Below are 23,955 nucleotides of genomic sequence, written 5' to 3' on the forward strand. Positions count from 1 at the left end.
AGGCACTCTGCTTGCGCAGGGTGTTTTTTTGCATAAAAAAGCCTCTGCAAAATAGCAGAGGCACCGAAAATTAAGCAAGATATTGCTTGAAGAAGTCTAAAATTTCTAAGTTGCATTTTGTTGCTATAGGGTCTTTGACATTGTAGTTAAAGACATGAGCTTTAGGTTCTTCGGGTGTACCATAACTACGAAAAACATGGTCGATGTGTTTAGCAGTTAAGAAACCATCTAGTCGAACAGTACAGTCACGAATGAAATCTTGGTTTGCTGTTGTGAGCAGAAGCGGTGGAATATCTTGTGTGATATATTCTTCAGTTTCAAGCATATCCTTTTTAGTTTCTAACACATTGTCTGTAAAGTAAGCTTGCGGTGCTCCTTCAATCATACTTGGAAGATTAAGGAATGCTGCGCCGCAATTGATTGCAGCAGCTCGAACAGTAAAATCAGGCTTTTCATATCCGAATTTTTGTCGGAATTCATCATTTGTAAGAATAGTTAGATATTGCACAGCCATTTGCCCACCAGCGCTGTCACCAATGATAAAAACATTATCTAAATCTAAATGATACTCACTGCCATGTTTTGCTACCCAGTGCATGGCACGGTTGACGTCATCAAGTTCACCAGGAAATTCAACTTCGGGGGCTAGTTGATAGTTAAAGTTGACAAAAGCAAAACCGTTTTTAGCTAAACTGAGTCCAAAGAATTGGTAGGTTTCTTTTGTTCCATAAATCCAACCCCCACCGTGGATGCTGATAATGGTTGGAACTTTTTCACCTCGATTTTTAGGAAGGTAAATGTCTAGGAGGTTCCATTTTTCCTTTGGTCCATAAGCGATGTCATCAAAGCGTTCTACCTCAGGAATGTCGTGTGGCAATCCTGCGTCACGTTTGTCATCATTTTCTTTACAAATTGCATTCATAGCTTTAGCAGCTTTTAAAATCTCTTCTTTAACTACCATTTTGAGGCCTCATTTCTATTTTTTATAATTTGATTTTAAGTTAAAAAAAGTGGAAAATCTAGTATTATCTTATCTAAAAATAGGCGTCTAGTGACCTAATCACTTAGTGAAATTATCTAAAAAGGTTACTGAGCGCCTTTTTCTGGTAAATATCATCATTTTAAAAAGAATCTAAGTGACTATAATAGAAATTGTTAATAATTTAATAGCGCTTGCAAGGCTTTTGATTAGTAGTTACATGTTTTAGGAGGATTCAGCTATGAAACCAGTGAAAGATCGATTATCTTTTAAAATATCTTTACTTTCTATTTCGCTTTTTTTGATGATAGCACCGCAGATTTCTGCTGCCTTGCCACTGATGTATGATGCATTTCCAGGTGTGAGTCAGAGTGGTGTTGAAACGCTTGCTACTGTTCCAAATTTTGGAATTATGGTTGGCTTATTTATTAGTCCTTTTTTGATTCGTATTTTTGGACAAAAGCCGACAGTTTTGACTGGTTTGGTGATTACTTTACTAGCTGGAACTTTTCCAATGTATGCGACAGCCTTTACACCGATTTTGATTTCACGTTTTTTACTTGGTGCAGGGATTGGTTTGTTTAATTCTTTGGCAGTTAGTTTGATTCCTCAATTTTACGATGACAATGAGGAAGAGCGTGCAACGATGCTTGGTTTTCAAAATGTTATGAGCAGTATTGGTGCAGCGATTTCCTCTTTCTTGGTAGGATACCTAGTCACAATTAGCTGGCACGCTGCTTTTGTGATTTATTTCCTTGTTATTCCAGCTTTGATTCTGTTTACTTTGTTTGTACCCTTGAAAAAAGAAAGTGGGCAAGCAGTACAAAATGCTAATACTCAAAAACAATCTGTCAATGGTAAGGTAATCCTTATCGCTGTTTTGATGTTCTTTATTTTCATGTTTTATTTGCCAATGAGCTATAAGTTGCCAAATATGATTATCGAAAATGGTATCGGGACAAGTTCGACAGCAGCCATGGTCGCAGGATTTTCAACTTTAGTCGGAATTCCGATTGGGGCATCATTTGGATTTTTCTTTAAGAAGTTGCGTGATAAAATTTTTCCAATTGGTTTTTTGTTAGTGACTTTAGGATTTTTTGTGATAGCGATTTCTCATAATCTGTTTACATTGCTTTTATCTATGGTTATTAGTGGTATTGGTTTTGGATTTGCGGTACCATATATGTATAATTGGCTTGGTTGGGCAGCTCCTCAAAATTCTGTTAACTTGGCAACAACAATTGTTCTTGTCATGGTAAATGTTGGTTGTTTCTTGTCACCAAGTATTATGGGGCTTCTTTCAAGCTTTTTAGGTACAGCTGCAAGCAACACTTTGCTGATTTCAGCAATTGGCTTTGCTTTTATCACAATTTATGCGGTAGCTCATTACGTGAGTGTACATAAACTTCACGTTAGTAATGTCAAAGAAGAAAAAATTTAAGAGTGAATTCTTTTTATCAGGAGGTATTTTTTGGAACAAAGTCAGCATGAAGTTATCAATCCCAACCAAGGACTACTTTCTTTTTTAATCGTTCATGATAATCAGGATTCAACTTACATTTCACCACACTGGCATAGGGCTGTTGAGCTGAGTTATACCCTAAAAGGTTCGATTGACCAGTTTTATGTCGCAGGTGAAAATTTTCAAACGCACTCTGGTCAGATTTTAGTGATTAACACGCAAGAAGTTCATAGTATTCGTGTTTTAAAGCACAAGCAAGACTCCAACCTAGCTCTGACAATAACTTATCCCTATCCTTTTTTGATTGGGCAGTGCGAAAAAATTGCTTATAGCCGTTTTGACATTAATCATCCAGAACGATTTTCAGCAGAACAAAAAAGGGCGTATAAGGAACTTCAAGAGATTCTAGAAAAAATAGTTTTAGATTGTCATTCTGACAGGTCTGATAAAAATTTAAAATTAAATCTTGGAATTTTAAAAGCTTTAGAAATATTAATCGATTTTTTCTTAGTGGATGATTTTTCTGTGGCTCACAGAGATAACCGTCTGCAAGTTGCTGAGCGCATTAAAGAGATTGACGAATATTTGCAGCAGCATTACCAAGATGATATCCACTTAGAGGATTTGGCAGAGTTTTGTCATCTTTCACGTTCATATATGGCTAGATTTTTTAAAAACCATCTTGGAGTAACTTTGGGAGAATATTTGAGAAATATTCGTGCTCAACGGGCGCGTGATAGTTTGATTGAAACGAATGATAGTTTTACAAGTATTGCTTTAGAGCATGGATTTAGTGGCTTAAGGTCGATGAACCGTGCTTTGGAAGATAGTTTTGGTCAAAATGCTAGACAAATTCGAAATAGTATAAATAGTTAAGGAGAAGAAATGGCTACCTTTTTGAGCTTTGATGTTGGTGGAACACGCATAAAATACGCATTGATTACCGATAAAAGAGAAATAATTGAAAAGAATTCTACGCACACACCTGATAATGGCCAAGAGTTTTGGCAGGTAATTGATGGCATTATTGAACAGTACAAGACTACTATTGATGGCATAGCATTCAGTGTTCCTGGTCGTGTAGATACGCAAAAAGGGATTATACATATTGGTGGTGCACTGACTTATTTGAAAGACATTCACCTTAAAGATAGAATTCGTGAAAAATTTGGCTTACCTTCAGCTGTTGTCAATGATGCCAAGGCTGCAGCACTTGCAGAAGTGTGGCAAGGCAGTCTAAAAGGAGTCAGGGATGGTGCCGTTATTGTTCTAGGAACTGGTGTTGGTGGCGGCTTGATTTTAGATGGCAAACTTCGAAATGGATCGCATTTTCAAGCTGGTGAATTGAGCTTTTTGGCATTGAATCTTCGTGATAAAGGATTTAAACGTACCAGTGGTTGTTTGGGTTCGGCTGTTAGGATGATTTCTGCTGTTAACAAAGCGATTGGAAATGCTGATGAAAAAGATGGAAAGCAAGCATTTGTTGCAATCAATGGTAAAAATTCAAAAGCTCTTGCTATTTTTGAAGATTATTGCCGGACAATTGCTCAGATTATCTTGAACGTTCATACGACTTTGGATTTAGAATGTTTTGCAATTGGAGGCGGAATTAGTTCGCAACCAATTCTAGTTGATGAAATTAATCGCCAGTATGATTTGCTTTTGGACGAGGACGATGTGACTAAACACGTTTTGACACGTCCTAAAATTGTGCCGACAACCTTTAAAAATGATGCCAATCTTCTTGGAGCTCTTTACCAATTACTACATTCATAAAAAAGCACACTTTTTTATAAAGTGTGTTCTTTTATATACTCTAATTTTTGTTTTCGTGTTTTCTGTTTGAAATAACTTTCGGCAGACATGGCGGCTTCTTTGCTATCAAAACTTTCTTGATAAATGAGTTTTACTGGTCGTCTTGCTCGAGTGTACTTGGCACCTTTGCCGTTATTATGAGTCTTTATACGATGCTCGACATCTGTTGTATAACCAGTATAAAGAGTGCCATCTGAACACTCAACCACATACATGTAAGCTTTTTTAGTCTTTTTTGCCGTTTTTTCCATAATAAATTTCAAAAATTTCGTCAGTGTAGTCGCCATTTTCTTTGTGAACGAAGAGTGGTGGAAGAATTTTTAGCCCGTCAGTAGAGCCATCTTTTATAGCTTCAACAAGAAGTAAGTTAGCATCTTTTCCAACTTTTGGATAGACAAATTGGATACGCTTAGGAGCTAGATTATATCGGCGTAATGTGTCAATAATATCTAAAAATCGATCTGGTCGATGGACCATAGCTAGGCGACCATTTGATTTGAGAGCGTGACGCGCAATATCACAAATTTCTTCAAGGTTGGTTGTGATTTCGTGTCTTGCAAGTAAGTAATGTTCAGAGAGATTTTTCTTTGATGTCTCTGACACTTTGAAATACGGTGGATTGCACAGAATCAAATCAACACCAGTTCGTGGCACGTGGTTAAGAAGATTTTTCAAGTCATCGTTAATCATCTGAACTTGCTCACCGAGGTCATTTAACTGGATTGAACGCTCTGCCATGTCTGCTAAACGTTCCTGAATCTCTACCTCAATGATAGGCGCTTTGGTACGAGTACTTGCAAAAAGTCCAACGGCACCGTTGCCAGAACAAAGGTCAACGATTAAACCACGTGAAGGAATCTTTGGAAATCGTGACAAAAGCACGCTATCGATAGAATAGCTGAATACTTCTCTATTTTGAATAATTTTTACGTCTGTCGAAAAGAGCTGATCAATACGCTCGCCTTCTTTTAAAATTGATTTAGTCATAGCAATTATTATAGCAGATTTTGCTTGTTCTCACTAGCAAGCCGGCTAATTTTTACTTTCTAAAACCGCTTAAGAATGGTACAATGTTATGGAATGATTGAAAAAAAGGAGTAAATCTGTGTTTTATACTTATTTACGCGGGCTAGTGGTTTTCCTACTTTGGATTATCAACGGTAATGCTCACTATCACAATGAAGACAAAATCTTGAGTAAAGATGAAAATTATATTTTGGTTGCCCCTCACCGTACATGGTGGGATCCAGTTTACATGGCATTTGCTGCGCGACCAAAACAATTTATTTTTATGGCTAAAAAAGAATTGTTTGAAAATCGTATTTTTGGTTGGTGGATTCGTATGTGTGGTGCCTTCCCAATCGACCGTGAAAATCCTGGTCAAAAAGCCATTAAATACCCTATCAATATGTTGCGAAAAAGCAATCGCTCACTTGTCATGTTTCCAAGTGGAAGCCGCCATTCTACAGACGTTAAAGGTGGCGTAGCAGTCATTGCTAAAATGGCTAAGGTTAAAATCATGCCTGTTGTTTACGCAGGACCAATGCAATTAAAAGGTCTTTTGACTGGTGAACGTGTGGACATGAACTTCGGTAATCCAATCGATATTTCTGATATCAAGCGCATGAACGATGAAGGTATCGAAGAAGTAGCTAACCGTATTCAAACTGAATTTGACCGTTTGGATGCTGAAAATGCAACTTTCCACATCAATAAAAAACCAAATCCATTAACTTATATTTATCGTATCCCACTTGGGCTAGTTGCTATTGTTGTTGTGCTTTTGACACTTCTCTTTAGTTACATTGCAAGCTTTGTCTGGGATCCAGATAAACACCGTAAAATGAAATAATTTATAAAAGCTCAGCGATTTTGCTGGGCTTTTTCGAATAAATAAGTAAAGGCTCGTATGAGTCTTTTTTAGTGTCAAAAAGTGAGGTAGTGAGATGATTGAAGAGATTAAAGAAAAAGTTTTAGAACATAAAACGTTGACAGCGGTTTTGGGGACAGTACTTGTTATGCTAGTGATGTTCTTTGCTTGGTCTAGTATGGAAAGCCCCAAAGTTGAAGTGCAAAATGATTTACCAGCATTGAGCACTAGCTTTTCAGCAGGTAGGGAAGAAACATCCAAGTCAAAAATAGTAGAATCTGCTTCAAAGTCAGAATCAGGTAAGGTTTTCGTTGATATCAAAGGTGCTGTCAGAAAAGAAGGTGTTTATGAATTAACATCAGGTAGTCGTGTGACAGATGTGGTCAAATTAGCTGGCGGATTTGCAGATGATGCTGATAAGAAATCTGTTAATTTAGCTGAAAAAGTAGCGGACGAAGCAGTGATTTACGTGGCAAGAGTTGGTGAAGAGGTCACATCAGCAAGCACCCCGTCTCAAATCAAAAATACAGCGGCTAGTGGAGCACAGCAAGATGTGGACTCAGCACAAATCAATCTTAACACCGCGACTTTAGAAGAACTTCAGACGATTTCTGGTATTGGCGCCAAACGTGCTCAAGACATCATCGATTATCGTGATAGCAATGGTGGATTTTCGTCAGTTGATGATTTGAAAAATGTGTCAGGTATTGGTGAGAAGACCTTAGAGAAGTTAAAAGTTGAGGTGACTGTTGATTAAACATTTTCCCATTAAGCCAATTCAATTGGCTTTTTTGCTCATTCTCGTTTATTATTTTTGCTTTTTAAAGGTCTTTTGGTGTCTAGTTTTTCTTTTGTTAGCCTTGGTTTGCTTATGGAAAAACTATGGTTTTAAAAAATTGTGGCAAACCTTGATAATGCTGATGTGCTTTGCTAGTTTTTTTAGTCTTAAAAATCAGCGAGCAGAGCAAGCGGACAAAGTAGCGCCAGCTCATTTATCAAAAATTCAGATGATTCCAGACACGATTTCGGTCAATGGTGACTTGCTGTCTTTTAGAGGAAAGGAGGCTGGACAGACTTATCAGCTCTTTTATACTTTGAAGTCAGAAAAGGAGCAGCAATTTTTTAAAAGTCTTAATAAAACGGTCGTTTTGTCTGGTGAGATTGACTTGGAGAAAGCAACACCCCAGCGTAATTTTGGTGGATTTGACTATCGGACCTATCTTAAACATGAAGGTATTTATCGCATTGGAAATCTTTCTTCAATTGTTGGGATGAGCCGTCAAACTTCTTTGACTTTTGCTGAGCGGCTGCATGATTTGCGGCGAAAAGGTATTGTTAGTATCCAGCAAAATTTTCCAGCACCCATGCAGCATTATATGACTGGACTTTTGTTTGGTTATCTGGATAAATCTTTTGATGAGATGAGCGATATTTACACGAGTTTGGGGATTATTCACCTCTTTGCTCTTTCCGGCATGCAGGTTGGCTTTTTTGTTGGTGTTTTTCGCTATTTCTTTTTGCGACTTGGCTTAAGGCGTGATTATATTGACATTCTTCAAATTCCTTTTTCGCTTGTCTATGCTGGTCTGACAGGATTTTCAGTGTCAGTTGTTCGAAGTCTCATTCAGTCAGGCTTAGGCAATATTGGCATTAAGCGACTGGATAATCTTGCTTTGACCATGATGATTCTTTTCTGCATTATGCCTAATTTCCTGCTGACAACGGGAGGCATTTTGTCATTTGCTTATGCTTTTATTCTAAGTTTTATTGATTTTGAGGAACTTGAAAGTTATCAGAAGAAAATCGTAGAAAGTTTGGCAATTTCACTAGGTAGCTTACCAATTTTGATTTACTTTTTTTCAGTTTTTCAACCGATGTCTATTCTTTTGACAGCTATTTTTTCATTGGCATTTGATACGCTTATGTTGCCAGTTCTGTCAGTTATTTTCGTGCTTTCGCCGCTCGTGAGATTATCAATTTTTAATAGCTTTTTTATCGTTTTAGAAGATGTGATAAAACAGACCAAGAATTTCCTTGGTGGTCCGATTATTTTTGGAAAACCAAGTATTGGTATCTTGATATTCTTATTATTTAGCTTGGGTATTCTTTATGATTACAGGCAGAAAAGGAAAATTATGTTTTGTCTTGTCAGCTTTGTAGCCCTGCTATTTTTCCAAATCAAGCATCCGCTGGAAAACGAAGTGACGGTGGTTGACATTGGGCAGGGAGATAGTATTTTTGTGCGTGATGTTAAGGGGCATACGCTGCTAATTGATGTAGGCGGAAAGGTGAGTTTTAGTGAAAAGAGCGCGTGGCAAGAGCGGCTGACGGATAGCAATGCCAATCGAACTTTAATTCCTTATCTTAATAGTCGTGGCGTTGGAAAAATTGACCAGCTGGTTCTGACGCACACGGATACTGACCACATGGGAGATATGCTGGAAGTGGCAAAGCAGGTGAAAATTGGTGAAGTTTTGGTTAGTCAGGGAAGTTTGACAAAGCCAGATTTTGTGGCGAAATTACAAGCCATGAAAGCCAAGGTTCGCGCAGTCTCTGCTGGAGATAGTCTGCCGATTATGGGAAGTCACCTGCAAGTGCTTTATCCGAGCCAGACTGGTGATGGTGGTAATAATGATTCGGTGGTTTTGTATGGTAAACTTCTTGGTAAAAATTTTCTGTTTACAGGAGATTTGGAAGAAGAGGGCGAGCGTGAGGTGATGGCGACTTATCCTAATCTGCCAGTTGATGTCTTAAAAGCAGGACACCATGGCTCAAAAGGGTCTTCAAGCCCAGCATTTATAGCTCACATTTCACCGCAAATTGCCTTGATTTCCGCAGGGCAAAATAACCGTTACAAACACCCTCACCAAGAAACGCTTGAACGCTTCCGAGCACAAAACATGACCATTTACCGCACAGACGAACAAGGCGCTATCCGCTTTAGAGGATTAAACCACTGGAAAATCGAAACAGTGAGGTGAGCTTGTTTTTCGTAAACTTTTTTTGGTGATTGTGTTAAAAAGAAAGCAGTTTTGTTATAATATCTTTATGATTGCAATCGAAGAAATTGATAAATTACGAAAAGAAAATCTTAGTTTGATTACGGTGGTGACAGGTGAGGATTTGGGACAATTTTCTCAGCTGAAAGAGCGTATGATGGCACGTGTTGGTTATGATAAGGATGACTTGACTTATTCTTATTTTGATATGGCTGAGGTCGATTATCAAGATGCGGAAATGGACCTTGAAAGTCTGCCATTTTTTGCTGACCAAAAGGTGGTTATCTTTGATAATTTACTCGACATCACGACAGCTAAGAAGTCTTATTTGGATGATAAGGCGCTTAAACGTTTTGAGGCATATCTTGAAAATCCTTTGGACACGACACGTTTGATTATTTTTGCACCAGGGAAATTGGACGGCAAACGTCGTTTAGTAAAGATTCTTAAGCGAGATGCCAAGATTTTTGAAGCGAGTGAATTGAAAGAAGCAGAGCTAAAAACATATTTCCAAAAATTAGCACACAAAGAAAATCTTACCTTTGATTCTGGTGTTTTTGAGGCTTTGCTTTTAAAATCAAATTATGATTTCAGCGAGATTTTGAAAAACATTGCCTTTTTGAAATCTTATAAAAAAGACGGACACATCACAGCAGAAGACATCAATCAAGCCATTCCAAAAACACTTCAAGATAATATTTTTGATTTAACACAGTTTGTTTTGAGTGGCAAAATCGATGAGGCGCGTGAGCTGATTCGCGATTTACGTCTTCAAGGTGAAGATGAAATCAAGCTCATTGCCATCATGCTTGGTCAATTCCGCACATTTTTACAGGTCAGCATTTTAGCCAGCCAAGGAAAAACAGAGCAGCAGATGGTTGTTAGTTTGTCTGATTATCTTGGACGCCGTGTCAATCCTTATCAAGTTAAGTTTGCTGTGCGTGATTCGCGTACTCTTTCTATGACTTTCTTGAAAAAAGCTATCGCTATTTTGATTGAGACGGATTATGCTATAAAGACTGGAACTTATGATAAAGATTATCTCTTTGATGTTGCTATTTTGAAAATCGCTCACGAGCATCGTTAAAGGAACTAAAAAACAGTCAAATAATTTGCTAGCTTTGCCATTTTTCTATAGAATGATGATAACAAATAACGAAGAGAAAGAAGGTAACTAGCATGGCTATTATTTTACCGGAACTACCATACGCATACGATGCTCTTGAACCATACATCGATGCAGAAACAATGACATTGCACCATGATAAACACCACGCAACTTATGTAGCAAACGCCAATGCGGCTCTTGAAAAACATCCTGAACTTGGAGATGATTTAGAAGTTATCTTGGCAGATGTTGACAAGATTCCAGCTGACATTCGTCAAGCAGTGATTAACAACGGTGGTGGTGCTCTTAACCACTCACTTTTCTGGGAATTCTTATCTCCAGAAAAACAAGAACCAACAGCAGATGTTCTAGCTGCGATTGAGGCTGCATTTGGTTCATTTGATGAGTTTAAAGCAGAGTTTACAAAAGCTGCAACTACACGTTTTGGTTCAGGTTGGGCTTGGCTTGTGGTGAACAAAGAAGGCAAACTTGAAGTGACTTCAACAGCCAACCAAGACAATCCAATCTCAGAAGGTAAGAAACCAATTCTTGCTCTTGATGTTTGGGAACATGCTTACTATCTCAAGTATCGCAATGTTCGTCCAGACTATATCAAAGCTTTCTTTGACATTATTAACTGGGCAAAAGTTGCTGAATTATATCAAGCAGCAGTTGCTGATTAAGTATCATTATCATAGCACTCTCTAATCTACGAGGATAGGCACAGCTCTATCCTCTTTTTATGTCGCAAATATGATATAATAGCAAGGAATAGGGAGGAATTTTGCATGTCAGGACATAATAAATGGAGCAAAATTAAAAACAAAAAAGGTGAAGCAGATGCTAAACGTGGAGCAATTTTTAATAAATTGTCACGTGAAATTTTTGTAGCTGCTAAAGCTGGTGGCGGCGACCCATCAATGAACGCTAGCCTTCGCATGGTTTTGGATAAAGCGCGTGCGGCTAACATGCCAAAAGACAACATTAATCGTGCTATCAAAAAGGCAACTGATGTTGGCGATACAACAAACTATGATGAAATCACTTATGAAGGCTATGGACCTGGTGGAGTTGCTATTCTCGTTCACACACTAACTGACAATAAAAAACGTACAGATGCGAACATGCACACTATTTTCACACGTAATGGTGGTAACATGGGTTCAACTGGTTCAGTTGCTTACATGTTTGACCGTAAAGGTTACATTGTCATTGACCGTGAAAATTTGGACTTGGACGAAGATAGCATGCTTGAGTTGATTTTGGATGCTGGGGCAGAAGATTTGAAAACATCAGATGATGCCTTTGAAATCTTCACTGAACCAAAAGAATTTCCAGCTGTTAAAGAAGCTTTGCAAGCACAAAATCTTGAATTTGCACAAGCTCAACTTAGCATGATTCCACAAAACTACGTTAGCCTTGATGCAGAACAAGCAGACATTTTGGAAACTCTCGTTGATAAACTTGAAGATGACGATGACGTCCAAGATGTTTACACAAACATGGCAGATTAAGAGTAAAAAAAGAACTTCGATTTTTCGAAGTTCTTTTTTACAGTTATTATTTTACAAACATAGCATCGCCGAAACTAAAGAAACGATAGCGTTCATCGATAGCGTGTTGGTAAGCTTCAAGGACAAATTCACGTCCTGCAAATGCTGAAACAAGCATAACAAGAGTTGATTTTGGTAAGTGGAAGTTTGTTGAAAAGGCATCAACTACTTTGAATTCGTAACCAGGTTTGATGAAGATGTTTGTCCAACCGCTGTCAGCTTTAATTTCGCCGTTGAATTTTGAACCAATTGTTTCAAGTGTACGGATAGAAGTTGTTCCGACAGCAACGATACGACCGCCAGCAGCTTTGACATCACGAAGTGTTTGGGCAGCTTCTTCAGATAAGCGGTAGAATTCAGAATGCATTTCGTGTTCTTCAACATTGTCAACAGAAACTGGACGGAATGTTCCAAGTCCGACGTGCAAAGTGACGTAGACAAGTTTTACACCTTTTGCTTCAATTTTTTCAAGCAATTCTTTGGTGAAGTGAAGTCCAGCAGTTGGGGCTGCAGCAGAGCCATTTTCTTTGGCATAAACAGTTTGGTAACGATCTGGGTCATCCAATTTTTCGTGAATGTACGGTGGAAGTGGCATTTCACCAAGGCTTTCCAAAACTTCAAGGAAGATACCGTCGTAATCAAACTCAACAATACGACCACCGTGATCCAATTCTTCAACGACAGTAGCAGTCAAACGTCCATCACCGAAAGAAACTTTAGCTCCGACACGAAGACGTTTTGCTGGTTTTGCAAGAACTTCCCATTTATCCCCTTCAGTATTTTTCAAAAGAAGAAGTTCAACGTGCCCGTGTGTTTCAGTTTTTTCACCATAAAGACGAGCTGGAAGTACGCGAGTATTGTTCATGACAAGTGCATCACCTGGGTTTAGCTCATCAAGAATGTGGTCAAAATGCGCATCGACCATTTCGTGAGTATTGCGGTCAATAACCAAAAGTTTAGAACTGTCTCGTTTTTCAAGAGGAGTTTGTGCGATTAACTCCTCTGGTAAATTAAAATCAAAATCGTTGGTATTCATAATATGTCCTTAATAATTATATTCTCAACTTTACATTATAACACGAGAAATCTTTTCCGTCATCTTCCCAATTTTTAAATTGTAATGGTTCTAAAGGGGTGGTATAATGAAAGCGATTGGAATTGATTTCAGCTTTGATTAAAAAGGGAGACACATTATGGAGCTTAGTAATTACGCCATTAGAGATTATGCCAAATCTATTGTTTACGGTGGTATGGATGGTATTGTAACAACCTTTGCGGTTGTTGCTGGTGCGGTCGGTGGAAATCTTGGTATCACACCAATTGTTATACTTGGTTTTTCAAATCTACTAGCTGACGGTTTTTCAATGGCTGTTGGTGATTATCTGAGCTCGACGACTGAAGAATCAGTGGTTAAGGGTAAAGCCATAAAAAATGCAGGTGCAACATTTGTTTCATTTATCTTTTTTGGTTTGATTCCTCTTTTGTCTTATCTTTTGATTAACGTCTTTAGTATTTTCAAAGTTCACACTTTCATGATGGCTTGTATTTTAGTATCGCTAGCGCTAACCTTACTTGGATTTGTCAAAGCTTTGATAACAAAGAAAAGCAAATTCAAAGAAATTTTTAGAACGCTACTGATTGGCTTAATTGCTGCGCTGTTTGCTTATTATGTTGGTGACTTTTTAGGGCAGTTAGCTGGAACTAGATAAAAAATCAAAGTCTGAGATTTGTTCTCAGGCTTTTTTTAGATCATTTTTCTTGACAACAATTGGTATATACCATATAATGATTTTAGATAAGTGGTATATACCAAAAAAACAAAAAGTAAGAATGAGGAAGTGTTTATGAAAGTAATTCGTGTTAATAATCAAGTTGAAGGTGGAAAAAAAGCTTTTGAACTGTTGAAAGCGGAAATTGAAAATGGTATTAAGACACTTGGTCTTGCGACCGGTAGCACACCTTTGTCATTTTATAATGAGCTAGCAAATAGCGAGCTTGATTTTTCAGAAATGACAAGTATTAATCTCGATGAATATGTTGGTTTGGCTGCTGAAAATGACCAAAGTTATCACCATTTTATGCAGGAAAATCTATTCCAATACAAACCTTTCAAAAAAAGTTTTTTGCCAAATGGTTTAGCTACAGACTTGCAAGCAGAAGCTAAGCATTATGATCAAATTATCGCTGAGCATCCAATTGATTTTCAAATTTTAGGAATTGGGCGAAATGGTCATATTGGATTTAACGAGCCGGGGACTCCATTTGACATGACAACACATATCGTTGATTTAACGCAGGATACGATTGAAGCAAATAGTCGTTTCTTTGACAGCATGGAAGAAGTGCCAAAACAAGCTATTTCAATGGGAATTCACTCAATCATGCAATCAAAAATGGTTGTTTTAATGGCTTATGGCAAGGATAAAGCTGACGCTATCAATCAAATGATTAATGGTCCAATCAGCGAAGATTTGCCAGCAAGCGTTCTTCAAAATCATCCCAATGTTGTAGTAATTGTTGATGAGGCTGCAGCGAGTGAATTAGACTAAAAAAATGTTTCAGAACATGGTAAAATAAGAGCATGCGTTTAGATAAATTATTAGGACAAGCGGGCTTTGGTTCAAGAAATCAAGTCAAAAAACTCATCAGAAGTCGTCAGGTTTATGTGGATGGCAGGCTAGCTGAGGCAGACAACTTGAACGTTGAGCCAAGTCTGCAAGAGATAACTGTTTCAGGAAAACAGGTTACATTGTCTACAGAAAAATATTTCATTTTAAATAAGCCAGCAGGTGTTGTTTCTGCGGTTTCCGATAAAGAACATCAGACGGTGATTGATTTGATTGCAGAATCCGATCGAGTGCCAAAACTCTATCCAGTTGGAAGATTAGACCGTGACACGGAAGGGCTTCTTCTGATTACTAATAACGGTCCACTTGGCTACCGCATGCTTCATCCAAAATACCATGTCACAAAGACTTATTACGTCGAAGTTAATGGACGTTTAGCAGAAGATGCGCCAGCTTTTTTTGAAAATGGGGTGACCTTTGATGATGGAACAGTTTGTAAACCTGCGAAACTCGAGATTATCGAGTCAAGTTCTGAAAAAAGCTCTGCTTATATCACGATTGCAGAAGGAAAATTTCATCAGGTTAAGAAAATGTTTTTAGCATATGGCGTCAAGGTGACCTACCTCAGACGAATGACTTTTGGTGAATTTGAACTTGGTGATTTGCCAACAGGAAACTATCGTGAATTAACTATAAATGAAAAAGAAATCTTGAAAAATTATTTGGATTAATCCAAAGTTTTTCAGGATTTTTTTCGAATAGTAAAATAGGAGGTCCATTATGCTGTCTGCACTTGATGAAAATGGAAAATTAGTGTCTTTGTTAGATGAAATCCCAAAACGTCAAGAGTTTTACTGTCCAGCTTGCCACTCACCAGTTCGTCTCAAAAATGGTACGGTCATGCGGACGCATTTTGCTCATGTCTCTTTAGAAAATTGTGATTTTTACAGTGAAAATGAAAGCAGCGAGCATCTAGGGTTAAAAGCGGGGCTGTATCGCAGCATTTCACGAACAGATGAAGTTGTTATTGAAAAGATTTTGCCTGAACTAGGACAGGTGGCAGATTTATTTGTGAATGACAAGTTAGCTCTTGAGGTGCAGTGTTCACGTTTAGCAGAAAAACGACTCAGACAACGGACGGCTTCATATCAAAATGCAGGCTATTCTGTCCTCTGGCTTTTAGGTGAGAAATTGTGGCTTCGTCATCATTTGACACCGTTACATCGTCAGTTTCTTTATTTTTCACAGAATATGGGCTTTCACATGTGGGAATTAGATTTTAAGAAATCAGAAATACGGCTTAATTATCTTATTTATGAGGATTTGCACGGGCAGGTTCATTATTTGACAAAGTCGTGTGCCTTTTCGGCTGATGTCATGGCATTTTTACGACTTCCTTACCAAAGACAAACATTGTCTGCATATCAAGTCACTCAAGATTTAAAGATAACTTCTTACATTCAAAAGCAGCTCATCGCTCGAAATTCTCGTTGGTTAAAACGTCAAGAAGAGGCATATTTAAAGGGAAAAAATCTCCTTACTCAATCTTTGTCGGAATTTTATCCGCAAGTGAAACCACCTGAATTTAAGGAAGGATTTTGTCAGATTGAGCAGGATTTGACAGCCTTTTACAAGACTTTTGAGGCTTATTATCAAAATCAAGGTCAAAAACGAATTCAAACGCTTTACCCACCGGCATATTATGGTAGAATGGTTAATAATGCCCAGAAAAGGAGAAAATGATGTCAGATAATCGTAGTCATATTGATGAAAAGTATAAATGGGATTTGAGTACTGTCTTTGCGACAGATGATGCTTGGGAAGAAGCGTTAGCTGAGCTTGATTCAGATTTAGAAGATGCTAAAAAATTTAAAGGACACTTGATCGAATCAAGTAAGTCTTTGCTAGATATTACTGAAAGCTATCTTGAGTTGTCACGTCGTTTGGAAAAAGTTTATGTCTATGCGTCAATGAAAAATGACCAAGATACAACGGTTGCTAAATACCAAGAATTTGAAGCAAAAGCAACAACACTTTATGCCAAATACAGCGAAGTTTTTGCATTTTATGAACCAGAATTGATGCAATTGTCTCAAGATGATTTCGACAAGTTTGTGGCTGAAACACCAGCACTTTCAGCTTATGCTCATTTCTTTGAAAAACTTTTCAAACGTCAAGAACACGTTTTGTCACAAAAAGAAGAAGAGTTGTTAGCAGGTGCACACGAAATCTTTGGTGCAGCTGGAGAGACTTTCGAAATTTTAGATAATGCTGATATTGTCTTTCCTGTTGTTTTGGATGATGAGGGCAATGAAGTTCAACTAACACACGGTAACTTCATTAGTCTTTTGGAATCAAAAAATCGTGACGTTCGAAAAGCGGCTTACGAGGCTATGTATGCTACATATGAACAATATCAACATACTTATGCCAAAACGCTTCAAACAAATGTAAAAGTTCATAACTTTGATGCTCGTGTTCACCATTTCAAATCAGCACGTGAAGCAGCTCTTTCAGCAAACTTCATTCCTGAATCTGTCTATGATACCTTGATTGAGCGTGTGAATGCCCACTTGCCATTGCTTCATCGTTATGTGGAACTTCGCAAGAAAGTTCTTAAACTTGATAATTTAAAAATGTATGATATTCATACACCTTTATCTGAAATGGATATGAGTTTTACTTACGAGGAAGCCTTGAAAAAAGCAGAAGAGGTTTTGGCTGTTTTTGGTAAAGATTATTCAGAACGTGTTCATCGAGCTTTCACAGAACGCTGGATTGACGTTCATGTCAACAAAGGTAAACGCTCTGGAGCTTATTCAGGCGGAGCTTATGATACAAACGCCTTTATGCTTTTGAACTGGCAAGATACACTTGATAATCTCTTTACTTTGGTACATGAAACTGGTCACAGTCTTCACTCTACATTTACTCGTGAAAATCAACCATATGTTTATGGTGATTACAGCATTTTCTTGGCTGAAATTGCTTCAACGACGAATGAAAACATTTTAACAGAAACACTTCTAAAAGAAGTTGATGATGACAAAGCACGCTTTGCAATTTTGAATCACTACTTGGACGGATTCAAAGGAACTGTTTTCCGTCAAACACAATTTGCTGAATTTGAAGACATTATCCATAAAGCTGACCAAAATGGTGAAGTCTTGACGAGTGAATACCTCAATGGCATCTATGCTGACTTGAACGAAAAATACTACGGACTCAGCAAAGAAGATAATCCAGAAATTCAATACGAATGGGCACGTATTCCGCATTTCTACTATAATTACTATGTTTATCAATATGCGACAGGTTTTGCGGCAGCAAGTTATCTAGCTGACAAAGTAGTTCACGGTACATCAGATGACATCAACCGTTACCTTGACTATCTCAAGGCTGGTAATTCTGATTATCCACTTAAGGTTATTGAAAAAGCTGGTGTGGACATGACAAGCAGTGATTATTTAGATGCAGCCTTTAAGATTTTTGAAGAGCGCTTGAATGAATTAGAAGCTCTAGTAGAAAAAGGTGCACACTTGTAATTGGTTAAGCGAGGTTGGAAATTCCATCCTCGTTTTATGCTATAATAGAAAAAATCTAGCAGGTGTTAGTATGGAAATTAGAAAAATAGATTTTGGTGATGAAACGTCCTTTCGTGCGTTTCAGACAGCTTTAGAAAATGATGATAATCCCTTTATTACGACATGTGAGATTGGTGATTTTAAAACATTTGTGGAAAATAGCAGAACACAAGAAACACAAGCTGCTAATCCTAATTATTCAACAGTGACAACTTATTATGCATTTGTGAAAAACGAGATTGCTGCGCGTATTGCTTGCCGTTGGCAGCTGGAAAAAGGTAATCTAGCCACTGTTGGAGGGCATATTGGATATCAAACAGCACCGAATTTTAGACGACAAGGAATCATGACCAAACTTCTTAACTTTGCACTTGAGCAGTATGCTAAACGTGGCATTAGTCCTGTACTTATCACAGCACGCGAGGATAATATCGCCAGTCGAAAAACCATTGAAAAAGCTGGCGGCGACTTAGAAAACATTATTGAATTAGAAGATGGACATCGATTGGCTCGTTATTGGATTAGATTGGAGAGGTAGATTGACGACAACATTTATTTGGGACTTTGATGGAACTTTGGTTGATTCTTATGAGGCAATCGGCGAGGCTCTGAAGGTTACTTATGCGCATTATGGCTTAACTTTTGATGAAGAGTGGGTGATGGATTTTATTATCAAAGAATCTGTAAAAGCTCTCTTGTATCAAGTGGCAGCACAGGAGCAGTTGAATTTTGAAGAGTTATCAAGTTTCTTTAAAAAAGAACAAGAAGCGCGTGACCATATGATTAAGCCTATGCCGAATTTGGCTTGTGTGCTTGAGGCAACGTGGCAAAAGGGAATTCAGCATTTTGTCTACACGCACAAAGGGATTACAGCTAATGATGTGTTAGAAAGACTAGGTGTTCGAAAATATTTCACAGAAGTGGTAACTTCAGCAAATGGTTTTGCTCGTAAACCACAGCCAGAAGCGATCGATTATCTTGTTGAAAAGTATGATTTAGACAAAGCAAGTACTTATTATGTCGGCGACCGTCGTATTGATGTGGAAGCAGCTGAAAATGCAGGTGTCAAGTCAATCAATCTTGGTCAACCAGATTCAAAAAATAATCAAAAGATAGCAAACTTATCAGAACTTATCACACTTTTTAAGGCGTAAAAGAAAAGCTAAGTATTCACATCGACTTTATTTTGCTATATAATAAGAGTTATGGTTAAATCATATTCAAAAACAGCAAATCACAATATGCGACGTCCCGTTGTTAAAGAGGGAATTTTGCGTTACATGCGAACACGTCAAAAGCAAAACGATGGCTTTTTAGCTGAATTAGAAGCTTTTGCGCATCAAGAAAATATTCCAATTATTCAGCACGAAGTTGTAGCTTATTTCCGATTTTTGATGCAGACAATGCAACCCAAAAATATTTTGGAAATCGGTACAGCAATTGGTTTTTCAGCATTATTGATGGCAGAAAATGCACCAGAAGCTAAAATTACTACTCTAGACCGCAACCCAGAAATGATTGCTTTTGCGAAAGAAAATTTTGCAAAATACGACACACGCAATCAGATTACTTTGGTTGAAGGTGACGCGGTTGATACATTATCAACACTTGAAGATGAGTACGATTTTGTTTTCATGGATTCAGCAAAATCAAAATATATCGTTTTCTTGCCAGAAGTATTAAAACGCTTAAAAGTTGGCGGTGTCGTTGTCTTTGATGATGTCTTCCAAGGTGGAGATATTGTCAAACCTATTGAAGAAGTGCGTCGTGGTCAACGAACAATTTACCGTGGTCTTCAACATCTTTTCGATTCAACATTAGACAATCCAAACTTGACAGCAACCTTGTTGCCACTTAGCGATGGCTTGCTAATGCTTCGAAAAAACGCAGAAGACGTAGAACTGTAAAATTAAGCAATATTTAAGTTAATGTGATATACTAATGGGGTTAAAGACAAATTAAGGAGTTAATATCAATGGCCAACAAAGAAAAATCAGGATTTACAAAAATGATCCAAAGCAAGGCTTTTAAAGGTGTTTCTATTGCCGTAGCATCAGCTCTTATCGGTGCAGGCGTCACTTACCTTGCTACAAATAGCAACTCTGAAACAAAAGCTCTAGTTACAATGAAAGGTAACACAATCACTGTATCAGACTTTTACAGTGCTGCAAAAAGTTCAACATCTTCTCAACAAACAATGTTGAATTTGATTTTGTCACGTGTATTTGAAGACCAATATGGAAGCAAAGTTTCAGACAAAGAAGTGACTGAAGCTTACAACAAAACTGCTTCATCATATGGTTCATCATTCTCAAGCGCACTTCAAGCTGCTGGTTTGACAACAGATACTTACAAACAACAAATTCGCACTTCAATGTTAGTTGAATATGCTGTTAAAGAAGCTGCCAAAGATAAATTGACAACTAAAAACTACAAAGAAGCTTACAAAGATTACAACCCTGACACAACAGCTACAGTTATTGCTTTGAGCGACGAAGACAAAGCTAACTCAGTTCACGACCAAGCAACTGCAGATGGCGCTGATTTTGATAAAATCGCTAAAGAAAACACAACAGCTAAGAAAACTGAATACACATTTGACTCAGCAGATACAAAACTTCCAACAGATGTTATGGATGCTGCATTCAAACAAGATGAAGGTTCAGTTTCAGATGTTATCAAGGTAATGAATTCTTCAACATATTCATACACTTACTACATCGTTAAAACAACTAAGAAAACAGATAAAAACTCTGATTGGAAAACATACAAAAAACGTTTGAAGAAAGCTATCATGGCTAAATATCAAAACGACACAAACTTCCAAAATCAAGTTATTGCTAAAGCTCTTGATAAAGCTAACGTGAAGATTAAAGATAACAGCTTTGCAAGCATTCTTTCACAATATGCAACAAGCTCATCATCAAGTTCTTCAGCTTCATCATCAAAAGCTTCATCAACTTCTTCTGAAGCAAGCTCATCAAGTTCAACAGAAGAATCATCAACAACTGAATCATCTACAGATTCAGCTGAATAAGCTACTTGACCAGAAGCTTAAAATACAGTACAATTAAAAAGATTGAGAATCGTTTTTAAAAATTCAGATTCAGAAAAGTGGCGGTTGCTGCGAGCCATGGATGAAGTTAAAAATGTGCTACTCATGATTTCTGATTGTAAGTTTGTAACGTGGTTTACAAACGTTGATTTAAGAAAAACAATTTAACAGATAAATGAAGAATGACAGGTTCATTGAAAAGAGGTGGTACCGTGGCTAACGTCACCCTCTATGAGATGAACTTGTCGTTTTTTGTTAAATTGTAGTAGTAAAAATGATGTCAATCTATGGCAAGCGATTATCGCTTAGTAACAAGAAAAGGAAAGATGTAATGAAACAATTAACTAGTGCGCAAGTCCGCCAAATGTGGTTAGACTTTTGGAAATCAAAAGGTCACTCTGTTGAGCCTTCAGCAAACTTGGTTCCTGTAAACGACCCAACTCTTCTTTGGATTAACTCAGGTGTTGCCACACTTAAAAAATATTTCGATGGTTCAGTAATTCCTGAAAATCCACGTATCACAAATGCTCAAAAAGCCATTCGTACAAACGATATTGAAAATGTTGGTAAGACTGCACGTCACCACACAATGTTTGAAATGTTGGGTAACTTCTCAGTTGGTGATTACTTCCGTGATGAAGCTATCACTTGGGGATTTGAACTTTTGACAAGCCCAGAATGGTTTGATTTCCCTAAAGACAAACTTTACATGACTTATTACCCAGATGATAAAGATACTTACAACCGTTGGATTTCACTTGGTGTTGAACCAAGTCACTTGATTCCAATCGAAGATAACTTCTGGGAAATTGGTGCTGGACCTTCAGGACCAGATACTGAAATCTTCTTTGACCGTGGTGAAGACTTTGACCCAGATCACGTTGGTATCAAACTTCTTGCTGAAGATATTGAAAATGACCGTTATATCGAAATCTGGAACATCGTATTGTCACAATTTAACGCTGATCCAGCTGTTCCACGTTCAGAATACAAAGAACTTCCACACAAAAACATTGATACTGGTGCTGGTTTGGAACGTTTGGTTGCTGTTATGCAAGGGGCTAAAACAAACTTTGAAACTGACCTCTTCATGCCAATCATTCGTGAAATCGAAAAATTATCTGGTAAAACTTACGATCCAGATGGCGACAACATGAGCTTTAAAGTCATCGCTGACCACATCCGTTCACTTTCATTTGCAATCGGTGATGGAGCTCTTCCAGGTAACGAAGGTCGTGGTTACGTTCTTCGTCGTTTGCTTCGTCGCGCTGTTATGCACGGTCGTCGCCTTGGTATCAACGAAACATTCTTGTACAAATTGGTTCCAACTGTTGGTAAAATCATGGAATCATACTACCCAGAAGTACTTGAAAAACGTGAATTTATCGAAAAAATCGTTCGTCGTGAAGAAGAAACTTTTGCACGTACAATCGATGCTGGATCAAACATGCTTGACCAATTGTTGGCTGATTTGAAAGCTGCTGGTAAAGACACTGTTGAAGGTAAAGACATCTTCAAATTGTATGATACATACGGATTCCCAGTTGAATTGACTGAAGAATTGGCTGAAGACAAAGGATTCAAGATTGACCACGCTGGCTTTGAAGCTGCCATGAAAGAACAACAAGAACGTGCTCGCGCAAGCGTTGTTAAGGGTGGTTCAATGGGTATGCAAAATGAAACATTGTCAAACATCACTGAAGAATCAGTCTTTAGCTACGAAGAAGAAGTTCTTGATTCTACATTGTCAGTAATCATCGCTGATAACGAACGTACTGAAGCTGTTTCAGAAGGTCAAGCTTTGCTTGTCTTTGCTAAAACACCATTCTATGCCGAAATGGGTGGACAAGTGGCTGACCACGGTGTTATCAAAAACGATAAAGGTGACATCGTTGCTCGTGTGACAGATGTTCAAAAAGCACCAAACGGTCAAGCACTTCACACAGTTGAAGTTCTTGCAAGCTTGTCAGTTGGTACAACATACACACTTGAAATCGATAGCAAACGTCGTCACAGTGTTATCAAAAACCACACAGCTACTCACTTGCTTCACGCTGCACTTCACAACGTTATCGGTGAACATGCTACTCAAGCTGGTTCTCTTAACGAAGAAGGTTTCTTGCGCTTTGACTTCACTCACTTTGAAGCTGTTACTGCAGATGAATTGCGTCAAATCGAAGAAGAAGTTAACCAACAAATCTGGAATGCTATCCCAGTTATTACTGTTGAAACTGATATTGATACAGCTAAAACAATGGGCGCTATGGCATTGTTCGGTGAAAAATATGGTAAAAACGTACGTGTTGTAACAATCGGTGACTATTCAATCGAACTTTGTGGTGGTACACACGTTTCAAATACAGCTGAAATCGGAATCTTCAAGATTGTTAAAGAAGAAGGTATCGGTTCAGGAACTCGTCGTATCCTTGCTGTAACTGGTAAAGAAGCCTTTGAAGCATACCGTCAAGAAGAAGAAGACCTTAAAGCAATCGCTGAAACTCTTAAAGTACCTCAACTTAAAGAAGTTACTAAGAAAGTTGTAAGCTTGCAAGAACAATTGCACAAATTGCAAAAAGAAAATGCTGAATTGAAAGAAAAAGCAGCAGCAGCTCAAGCTGGCGACGTCTTCAAAGATGTTAAAGAAGCAAATGGTCTTCGCTTCATTGCTAGCCAAGTAACTGTTTCTGACGCTGGAGCTCTTCGTACATTTGCTGATAACTGGAAACAAAAAGATTACTCTGATGTTCTTGTATTGGCAGCAGCTATTGGTGAAAAAGTAAACGTCCTTGTTGCAAGCAAATCTAAAGATGTTCATGCTGGTAACTTGATTAAAGCTTTGGCACCAATCGTATCAGGTCGTGGTGGTGGTAAACCAGACATGGCTATGGCCGGTGGTTCAGATGCTGCTAAAATCGCTGACCTTCTTGCAGCAGTAGCAGAAAATCTATAAGATGACATCAAAA

The 23,955-nt window shown here is 38.0% G+C and carries 23 protein-coding genes; 19 read left to right on the forward strand and 4 right to left on the reverse strand.

Annotated features, from left to right (window positions below):
* Nucleotides 1-70: 70 nt before the first annotated feature.
* Nucleotides 71-961, reverse strand: coding sequence for an alpha/beta hydrolase (locus ACNTMY_RS02975; protein WP_423216587.1), 891 nt, complete (start codon nucleotides 959-961; stop codon nucleotides 71-73).
* Between the two features lie 259 nt (nucleotides 962-1,220).
* Between ACNTMY_RS02975 and ACNTMY_RS02980 the strand changes: the two genes are divergently transcribed.
* The 3 genes from ACNTMY_RS02980 to ACNTMY_RS02990 are packed head-to-tail and all read left to right on the forward strand — an operon-like array spanning nucleotide 1,221 to nucleotide 4,217.
* On the forward strand, nucleotides 1,221-2,420 hold the full coding sequence (locus tag ACNTMY_RS02980) for an MFS transporter (protein WP_423216588.1): 1,200 nt from the start codon (nucleotides 1,221-1,223) through the stop codon (nucleotides 2,418-2,420).
* A 30-nt stretch (nucleotides 2,421-2,450) separates the two neighbouring features.
* The gene (locus ACNTMY_RS02985) at nucleotides 2,451-3,317 is read left to right on the forward strand and encodes a helix-turn-helix domain-containing protein (RefSeq protein WP_423216589.1); all 867 of its coding nucleotides are present in this window, start codon (nucleotides 2,451-2,453) and stop codon (nucleotides 3,315-3,317) included.
* 9 nt (nucleotides 3,318-3,326) lie between these two features.
* A complete protein-coding gene (locus ACNTMY_RS02990; protein ID WP_423216590.1) occupies nucleotides 3,327-4,217 on the forward strand; it encodes an ROK family protein in 891 nt (296 codons plus the stop codon).
* A gap of 14 nt (nucleotides 4,218-4,231) precedes the next feature.
* Here ACNTMY_RS02990 and ACNTMY_RS02995 read toward each other — a convergent pair whose 3' ends face one another.
* Both ACNTMY_RS02995 and ACNTMY_RS03000 read right to left on the reverse strand, forming a co-directional pair.
* Nucleotides 4,232-4,507, reverse strand: coding sequence for a GIY-YIG nuclease family protein (locus tag ACNTMY_RS02995; RefSeq protein WP_423216591.1), 276 nt, complete (start codon nucleotides 4,505-4,507; stop codon nucleotides 4,232-4,234).
* Nucleotides 4,482-5,243: a tRNA1(Val) (adenine(37)-N6)-methyltransferase gene (locus ACNTMY_RS03000; protein WP_423216592.1), complete on the reverse strand. Its 762-nt coding sequence runs from the start codon at nucleotides 5,241-5,243 to the stop codon at nucleotides 4,482-4,484. Before ACNTMY_RS03000 ends, ACNTMY_RS02995 begins: the two co-directional genes overlap by 26 nt.
* A gap of 118 nt (nucleotides 5,244-5,361) precedes the next feature.
* On the opposite strand from ACNTMY_RS03000, the gene ACNTMY_RS03005 reads away from it, so the two are divergent.
* The 6 genes from ACNTMY_RS03005 to ACNTMY_RS03030 all read left to right on the forward strand — a co-directional run bounded on the left by ACNTMY_RS03005 (nucleotide 5,362) and on the right by ACNTMY_RS03030 (nucleotide 11,747).
* Entirely contained in the window at nucleotides 5,362-6,108 is a 747-nt protein-coding gene (locus ACNTMY_RS03005) for a lysophospholipid acyltransferase family protein (RefSeq protein ID WP_024344274.1), read from the forward strand.
* A 94-nt stretch (nucleotides 6,109-6,202) separates the two neighbouring features.
* Nucleotides 6,203-6,883 carry a helix-hairpin-helix domain-containing protein gene (locus tag ACNTMY_RS03010; protein ID WP_423216593.1) on the forward strand — a complete coding sequence of 227 codons (681 nt, stop codon included), beginning with the start codon at nucleotides 6,203-6,205 and terminating at the stop codon, nucleotides 6,881-6,883.
* The gene (locus ACNTMY_RS03015) at nucleotides 6,876-9,107 is read left to right on the forward strand and encodes a DNA internalization-related competence protein ComEC/Rec2 (protein ID WP_423216594.1); all 2,232 of its coding nucleotides are present in this window, start codon (nucleotides 6,876-6,878) and stop codon (nucleotides 9,105-9,107) included. The genes ACNTMY_RS03010 and ACNTMY_RS03015 overlap by 8 nt, the downstream gene beginning before the upstream one ends.
* A 67-nt stretch (nucleotides 9,108-9,174) precedes the next feature.
* Nucleotides 9,175-10,212 carry a DNA polymerase III subunit delta gene (gene holA / locus ACNTMY_RS03020; RefSeq protein ID WP_423216595.1) on the forward strand — a complete coding sequence of 346 codons (1,038 nt, stop codon included), beginning with the start codon at nucleotides 9,175-9,177 and terminating at the stop codon, nucleotides 10,210-10,212.
* 92 nt (nucleotides 10,213-10,304) lie between these two features.
* A complete protein-coding gene (gene sodA, locus ACNTMY_RS03025) occupies nucleotides 10,305-10,916 on the forward strand; it encodes a superoxide dismutase SodA (RefSeq protein ID WP_423216596.1) in 612 nt (203 codons plus the stop codon).
* Between the two features lie 105 nt (nucleotides 10,917-11,021).
* Nucleotides 11,022-11,747, forward strand: a complete 726-nt coding sequence (locus ACNTMY_RS03030; RefSeq protein WP_024344280.1) for a YebC/PmpR family DNA-binding transcriptional regulator — start codon at nucleotides 11,022-11,024, stop codon at nucleotides 11,745-11,747.
* A 46-nt stretch (nucleotides 11,748-11,793) separates the two neighbouring features.
* On the opposite strand, the gene queA is transcribed toward ACNTMY_RS03030, so the two are convergent.
* Nucleotides 11,794-12,822 (reverse strand): tRNA preQ1(34) S-adenosylmethionine ribosyltransferase-isomerase QueA, encoded by a 1,029-nt coding sequence (gene queA / locus ACNTMY_RS03035; protein ID WP_024344281.1) that lies wholly within the window; start codon nucleotides 12,820-12,822, stop codon nucleotides 11,794-11,796.
* Nucleotides 12,823-12,979: 157 nt separating this feature from the next.
* Between queA and ACNTMY_RS03040 the strand changes: the two genes are divergently transcribed.
* The 10 genes from ACNTMY_RS03040 (at nucleotide 12,980) to alaS (ending at nucleotide 23,942) form a co-directional block, all read left to right on the forward strand.
* On the forward strand, nucleotides 12,980-13,495 hold the full coding sequence (locus tag ACNTMY_RS03040) for a VIT1/CCC1 transporter family protein (RefSeq protein ID WP_423216597.1): 516 nt from the start codon (nucleotides 12,980-12,982) through the stop codon (nucleotides 13,493-13,495).
* A 135-nt stretch (nucleotides 13,496-13,630) separates the two neighbouring features.
* Nucleotides 13,631-14,335, forward strand: a complete 705-nt coding sequence (nagB, locus tag ACNTMY_RS03045; protein WP_423216598.1) for a glucosamine-6-phosphate deaminase — start codon at nucleotides 13,631-13,633, stop codon at nucleotides 14,333-14,335.
* Between the two features lie 32 nt (nucleotides 14,336-14,367).
* On the forward strand, nucleotides 14,368-15,084 hold the full coding sequence (locus ACNTMY_RS03050; RefSeq protein ID WP_423216599.1) for a pseudouridine synthase: 717 nt from the start codon (nucleotides 14,368-14,370) through the stop codon (nucleotides 15,082-15,084).
* Nucleotides 15,085-15,133: 49 nt separating this feature from the next.
* Nucleotides 15,134-16,096 (forward strand): competence protein CoiA, encoded by a 963-nt coding sequence (locus ACNTMY_RS03055; protein WP_423216600.1) that lies wholly within the window; start codon nucleotides 15,134-15,136, stop codon nucleotides 16,094-16,096.
* Entirely contained in the window at nucleotides 16,096-17,898 is a 1,803-nt protein-coding gene (gene pepF, locus ACNTMY_RS03060) for an oligoendopeptidase F (protein ID WP_423216853.1), read from the forward strand. Before ACNTMY_RS03055 ends, pepF begins: the two co-directional genes overlap by 1 nt.
* Before the next feature lie 70 nt (nucleotides 17,899-17,968).
* Nucleotides 17,969-18,475 carry a GNAT family N-acetyltransferase gene (locus ACNTMY_RS03065; protein WP_423216601.1) on the forward strand — a complete coding sequence of 169 codons (507 nt, stop codon included), beginning with the start codon at nucleotides 17,969-17,971 and terminating at the stop codon, nucleotides 18,473-18,475.
* The gene (locus ACNTMY_RS03070; RefSeq protein ID WP_423216602.1) at nucleotides 18,432-19,091 is read left to right on the forward strand and encodes an HAD-IA family hydrolase; all 660 of its coding nucleotides are present in this window, start codon (nucleotides 18,432-18,434) and stop codon (nucleotides 19,089-19,091) included. Before ACNTMY_RS03065 ends, ACNTMY_RS03070 begins: the two co-directional genes overlap by 44 nt.
* A 51-nt stretch (nucleotides 19,092-19,142) precedes the next feature.
* Nucleotides 19,143-19,844: an O-methyltransferase gene (locus ACNTMY_RS03075; RefSeq protein WP_004230901.1), complete on the forward strand. Its 702-nt coding sequence runs from the start codon at nucleotides 19,143-19,145 to the stop codon at nucleotides 19,842-19,844.
* A gap of 68 nt (nucleotides 19,845-19,912) precedes the next feature.
* Nucleotides 19,913-20,974: a foldase PrsA gene (locus ACNTMY_RS03080; protein ID WP_423216603.1), complete on the forward strand. Its 1,062-nt coding sequence runs from the start codon at nucleotides 19,913-19,915 to the stop codon at nucleotides 20,972-20,974.
* A 349-nt stretch (nucleotides 20,975-21,323) separates the two neighbouring features.
* Entirely contained in the window at nucleotides 21,324-23,942 is a 2,619-nt protein-coding gene (gene alaS, locus ACNTMY_RS03085; protein WP_423216604.1) for an alanine--tRNA ligase, read from the forward strand.
* Nucleotides 23,943-23,955: the final 13 nt, after the last annotated feature.

This window comes from Streptococcus equinus (assembly GCF_049393735.1).
GTDB classification, from domain to species: Bacteria; Bacillota; Bacilli; order Lactobacillales; family Streptococcaceae; genus Streptococcus; species Streptococcus equinus_G.

Coding starts and splice junctions, on each gene's coding strand:
- queA (WP_024344281.1), bottom strand. CDS start 12,822: ATGAATACCAACGATTTTGATTTTAATTTACCAGAGGAGTTAATCGCA.
- ACNTMY_RS02975 (WP_423216587.1), bottom strand. CDS start 961: ATGGTAGTTAAAGAAGAGATTTTAAAAGCTGCTAAAGCTATGAATGCA.
- ACNTMY_RS03050 (WP_423216599.1), top strand. CDS start 14,368: ATGCGTTTAGATAAATTATTAGGACAAGCGGGCTTTGGTTCAAGAAAT.
- ACNTMY_RS03000 (WP_423216592.1), bottom strand. CDS start 5,243: ATGACTAAATCAATTTTAAAAGAAGGCGAGCGTATTGATCAGCTCTTT.
- ACNTMY_RS02980 (WP_423216588.1), top strand. CDS start 1,221: ATGAAACCAGTGAAAGATCGATTATCTTTTAAAATATCTTTACTTTCT.
- ACNTMY_RS03010 (WP_423216593.1), top strand. CDS start 6,203: ATGATTGAAGAGATTAAAGAAAAAGTTTTAGAACATAAAACGTTGACA.
- holA (WP_423216595.1), top strand. CDS start 9,175: ATGATTGCAATCGAAGAAATTGATAAATTACGAAAAGAAAATCTTAGT.
- ACNTMY_RS03075 (WP_004230901.1), top strand. CDS start 19,143: ATGGTTAAATCATATTCAAAAACAGCAAATCACAATATGCGACGTCCC.
- ACNTMY_RS02990 (WP_423216590.1), top strand. CDS start 3,327: ATGGCTACCTTTTTGAGCTTTGATGTTGGTGGAACACGCATAAAATAC.
- nagB (WP_423216598.1), top strand. CDS start 13,631: ATGAAAGTAATTCGTGTTAATAATCAAGTTGAAGGTGGAAAAAAAGCT.
- ACNTMY_RS03070 (WP_423216602.1), top strand. CDS start 18,432: ATGGACATCGATTGGCTCGTTATTGGATTAGATTGGAGAGGTAGATTG.
- ACNTMY_RS03055 (WP_423216600.1), top strand. CDS start 15,134: ATGCTGTCTGCACTTGATGAAAATGGAAAATTAGTGTCTTTGTTAGAT.
- ACNTMY_RS03080 (WP_423216603.1), top strand. CDS start 19,913: ATGGCCAACAAAGAAAAATCAGGATTTACAAAAATGATCCAAAGCAAG.
- sodA (WP_423216596.1), top strand. CDS start 10,305: ATGGCTATTATTTTACCGGAACTACCATACGCATACGATGCTCTTGAA.
- ACNTMY_RS03065 (WP_423216601.1), top strand. CDS start 17,969: ATGGAAATTAGAAAAATAGATTTTGGTGATGAAACGTCCTTTCGTGCG.
- ACNTMY_RS03040 (WP_423216597.1), top strand. CDS start 12,980: ATGGAGCTTAGTAATTACGCCATTAGAGATTATGCCAAATCTATTGTT.
- alaS (WP_423216604.1), top strand. CDS start 21,324: ATGAAACAATTAACTAGTGCGCAAGTCCGCCAAATGTGGTTAGACTTT.
- ACNTMY_RS02995 (WP_423216591.1), bottom strand. CDS start 4,507: ATGGAAAAAACGGCAAAAAAGACTAAAAAAGCTTACATGTATGTGGTT.
- pepF (WP_423216853.1), top strand. CDS start 16,096: ATGTCAGATAATCGTAGTCATATTGATGAAAAGTATAAATGGGATTTG.
- ACNTMY_RS03030 (WP_024344280.1), top strand. CDS start 11,022: ATGTCAGGACATAATAAATGGAGCAAAATTAAAAACAAAAAAGGTGAA.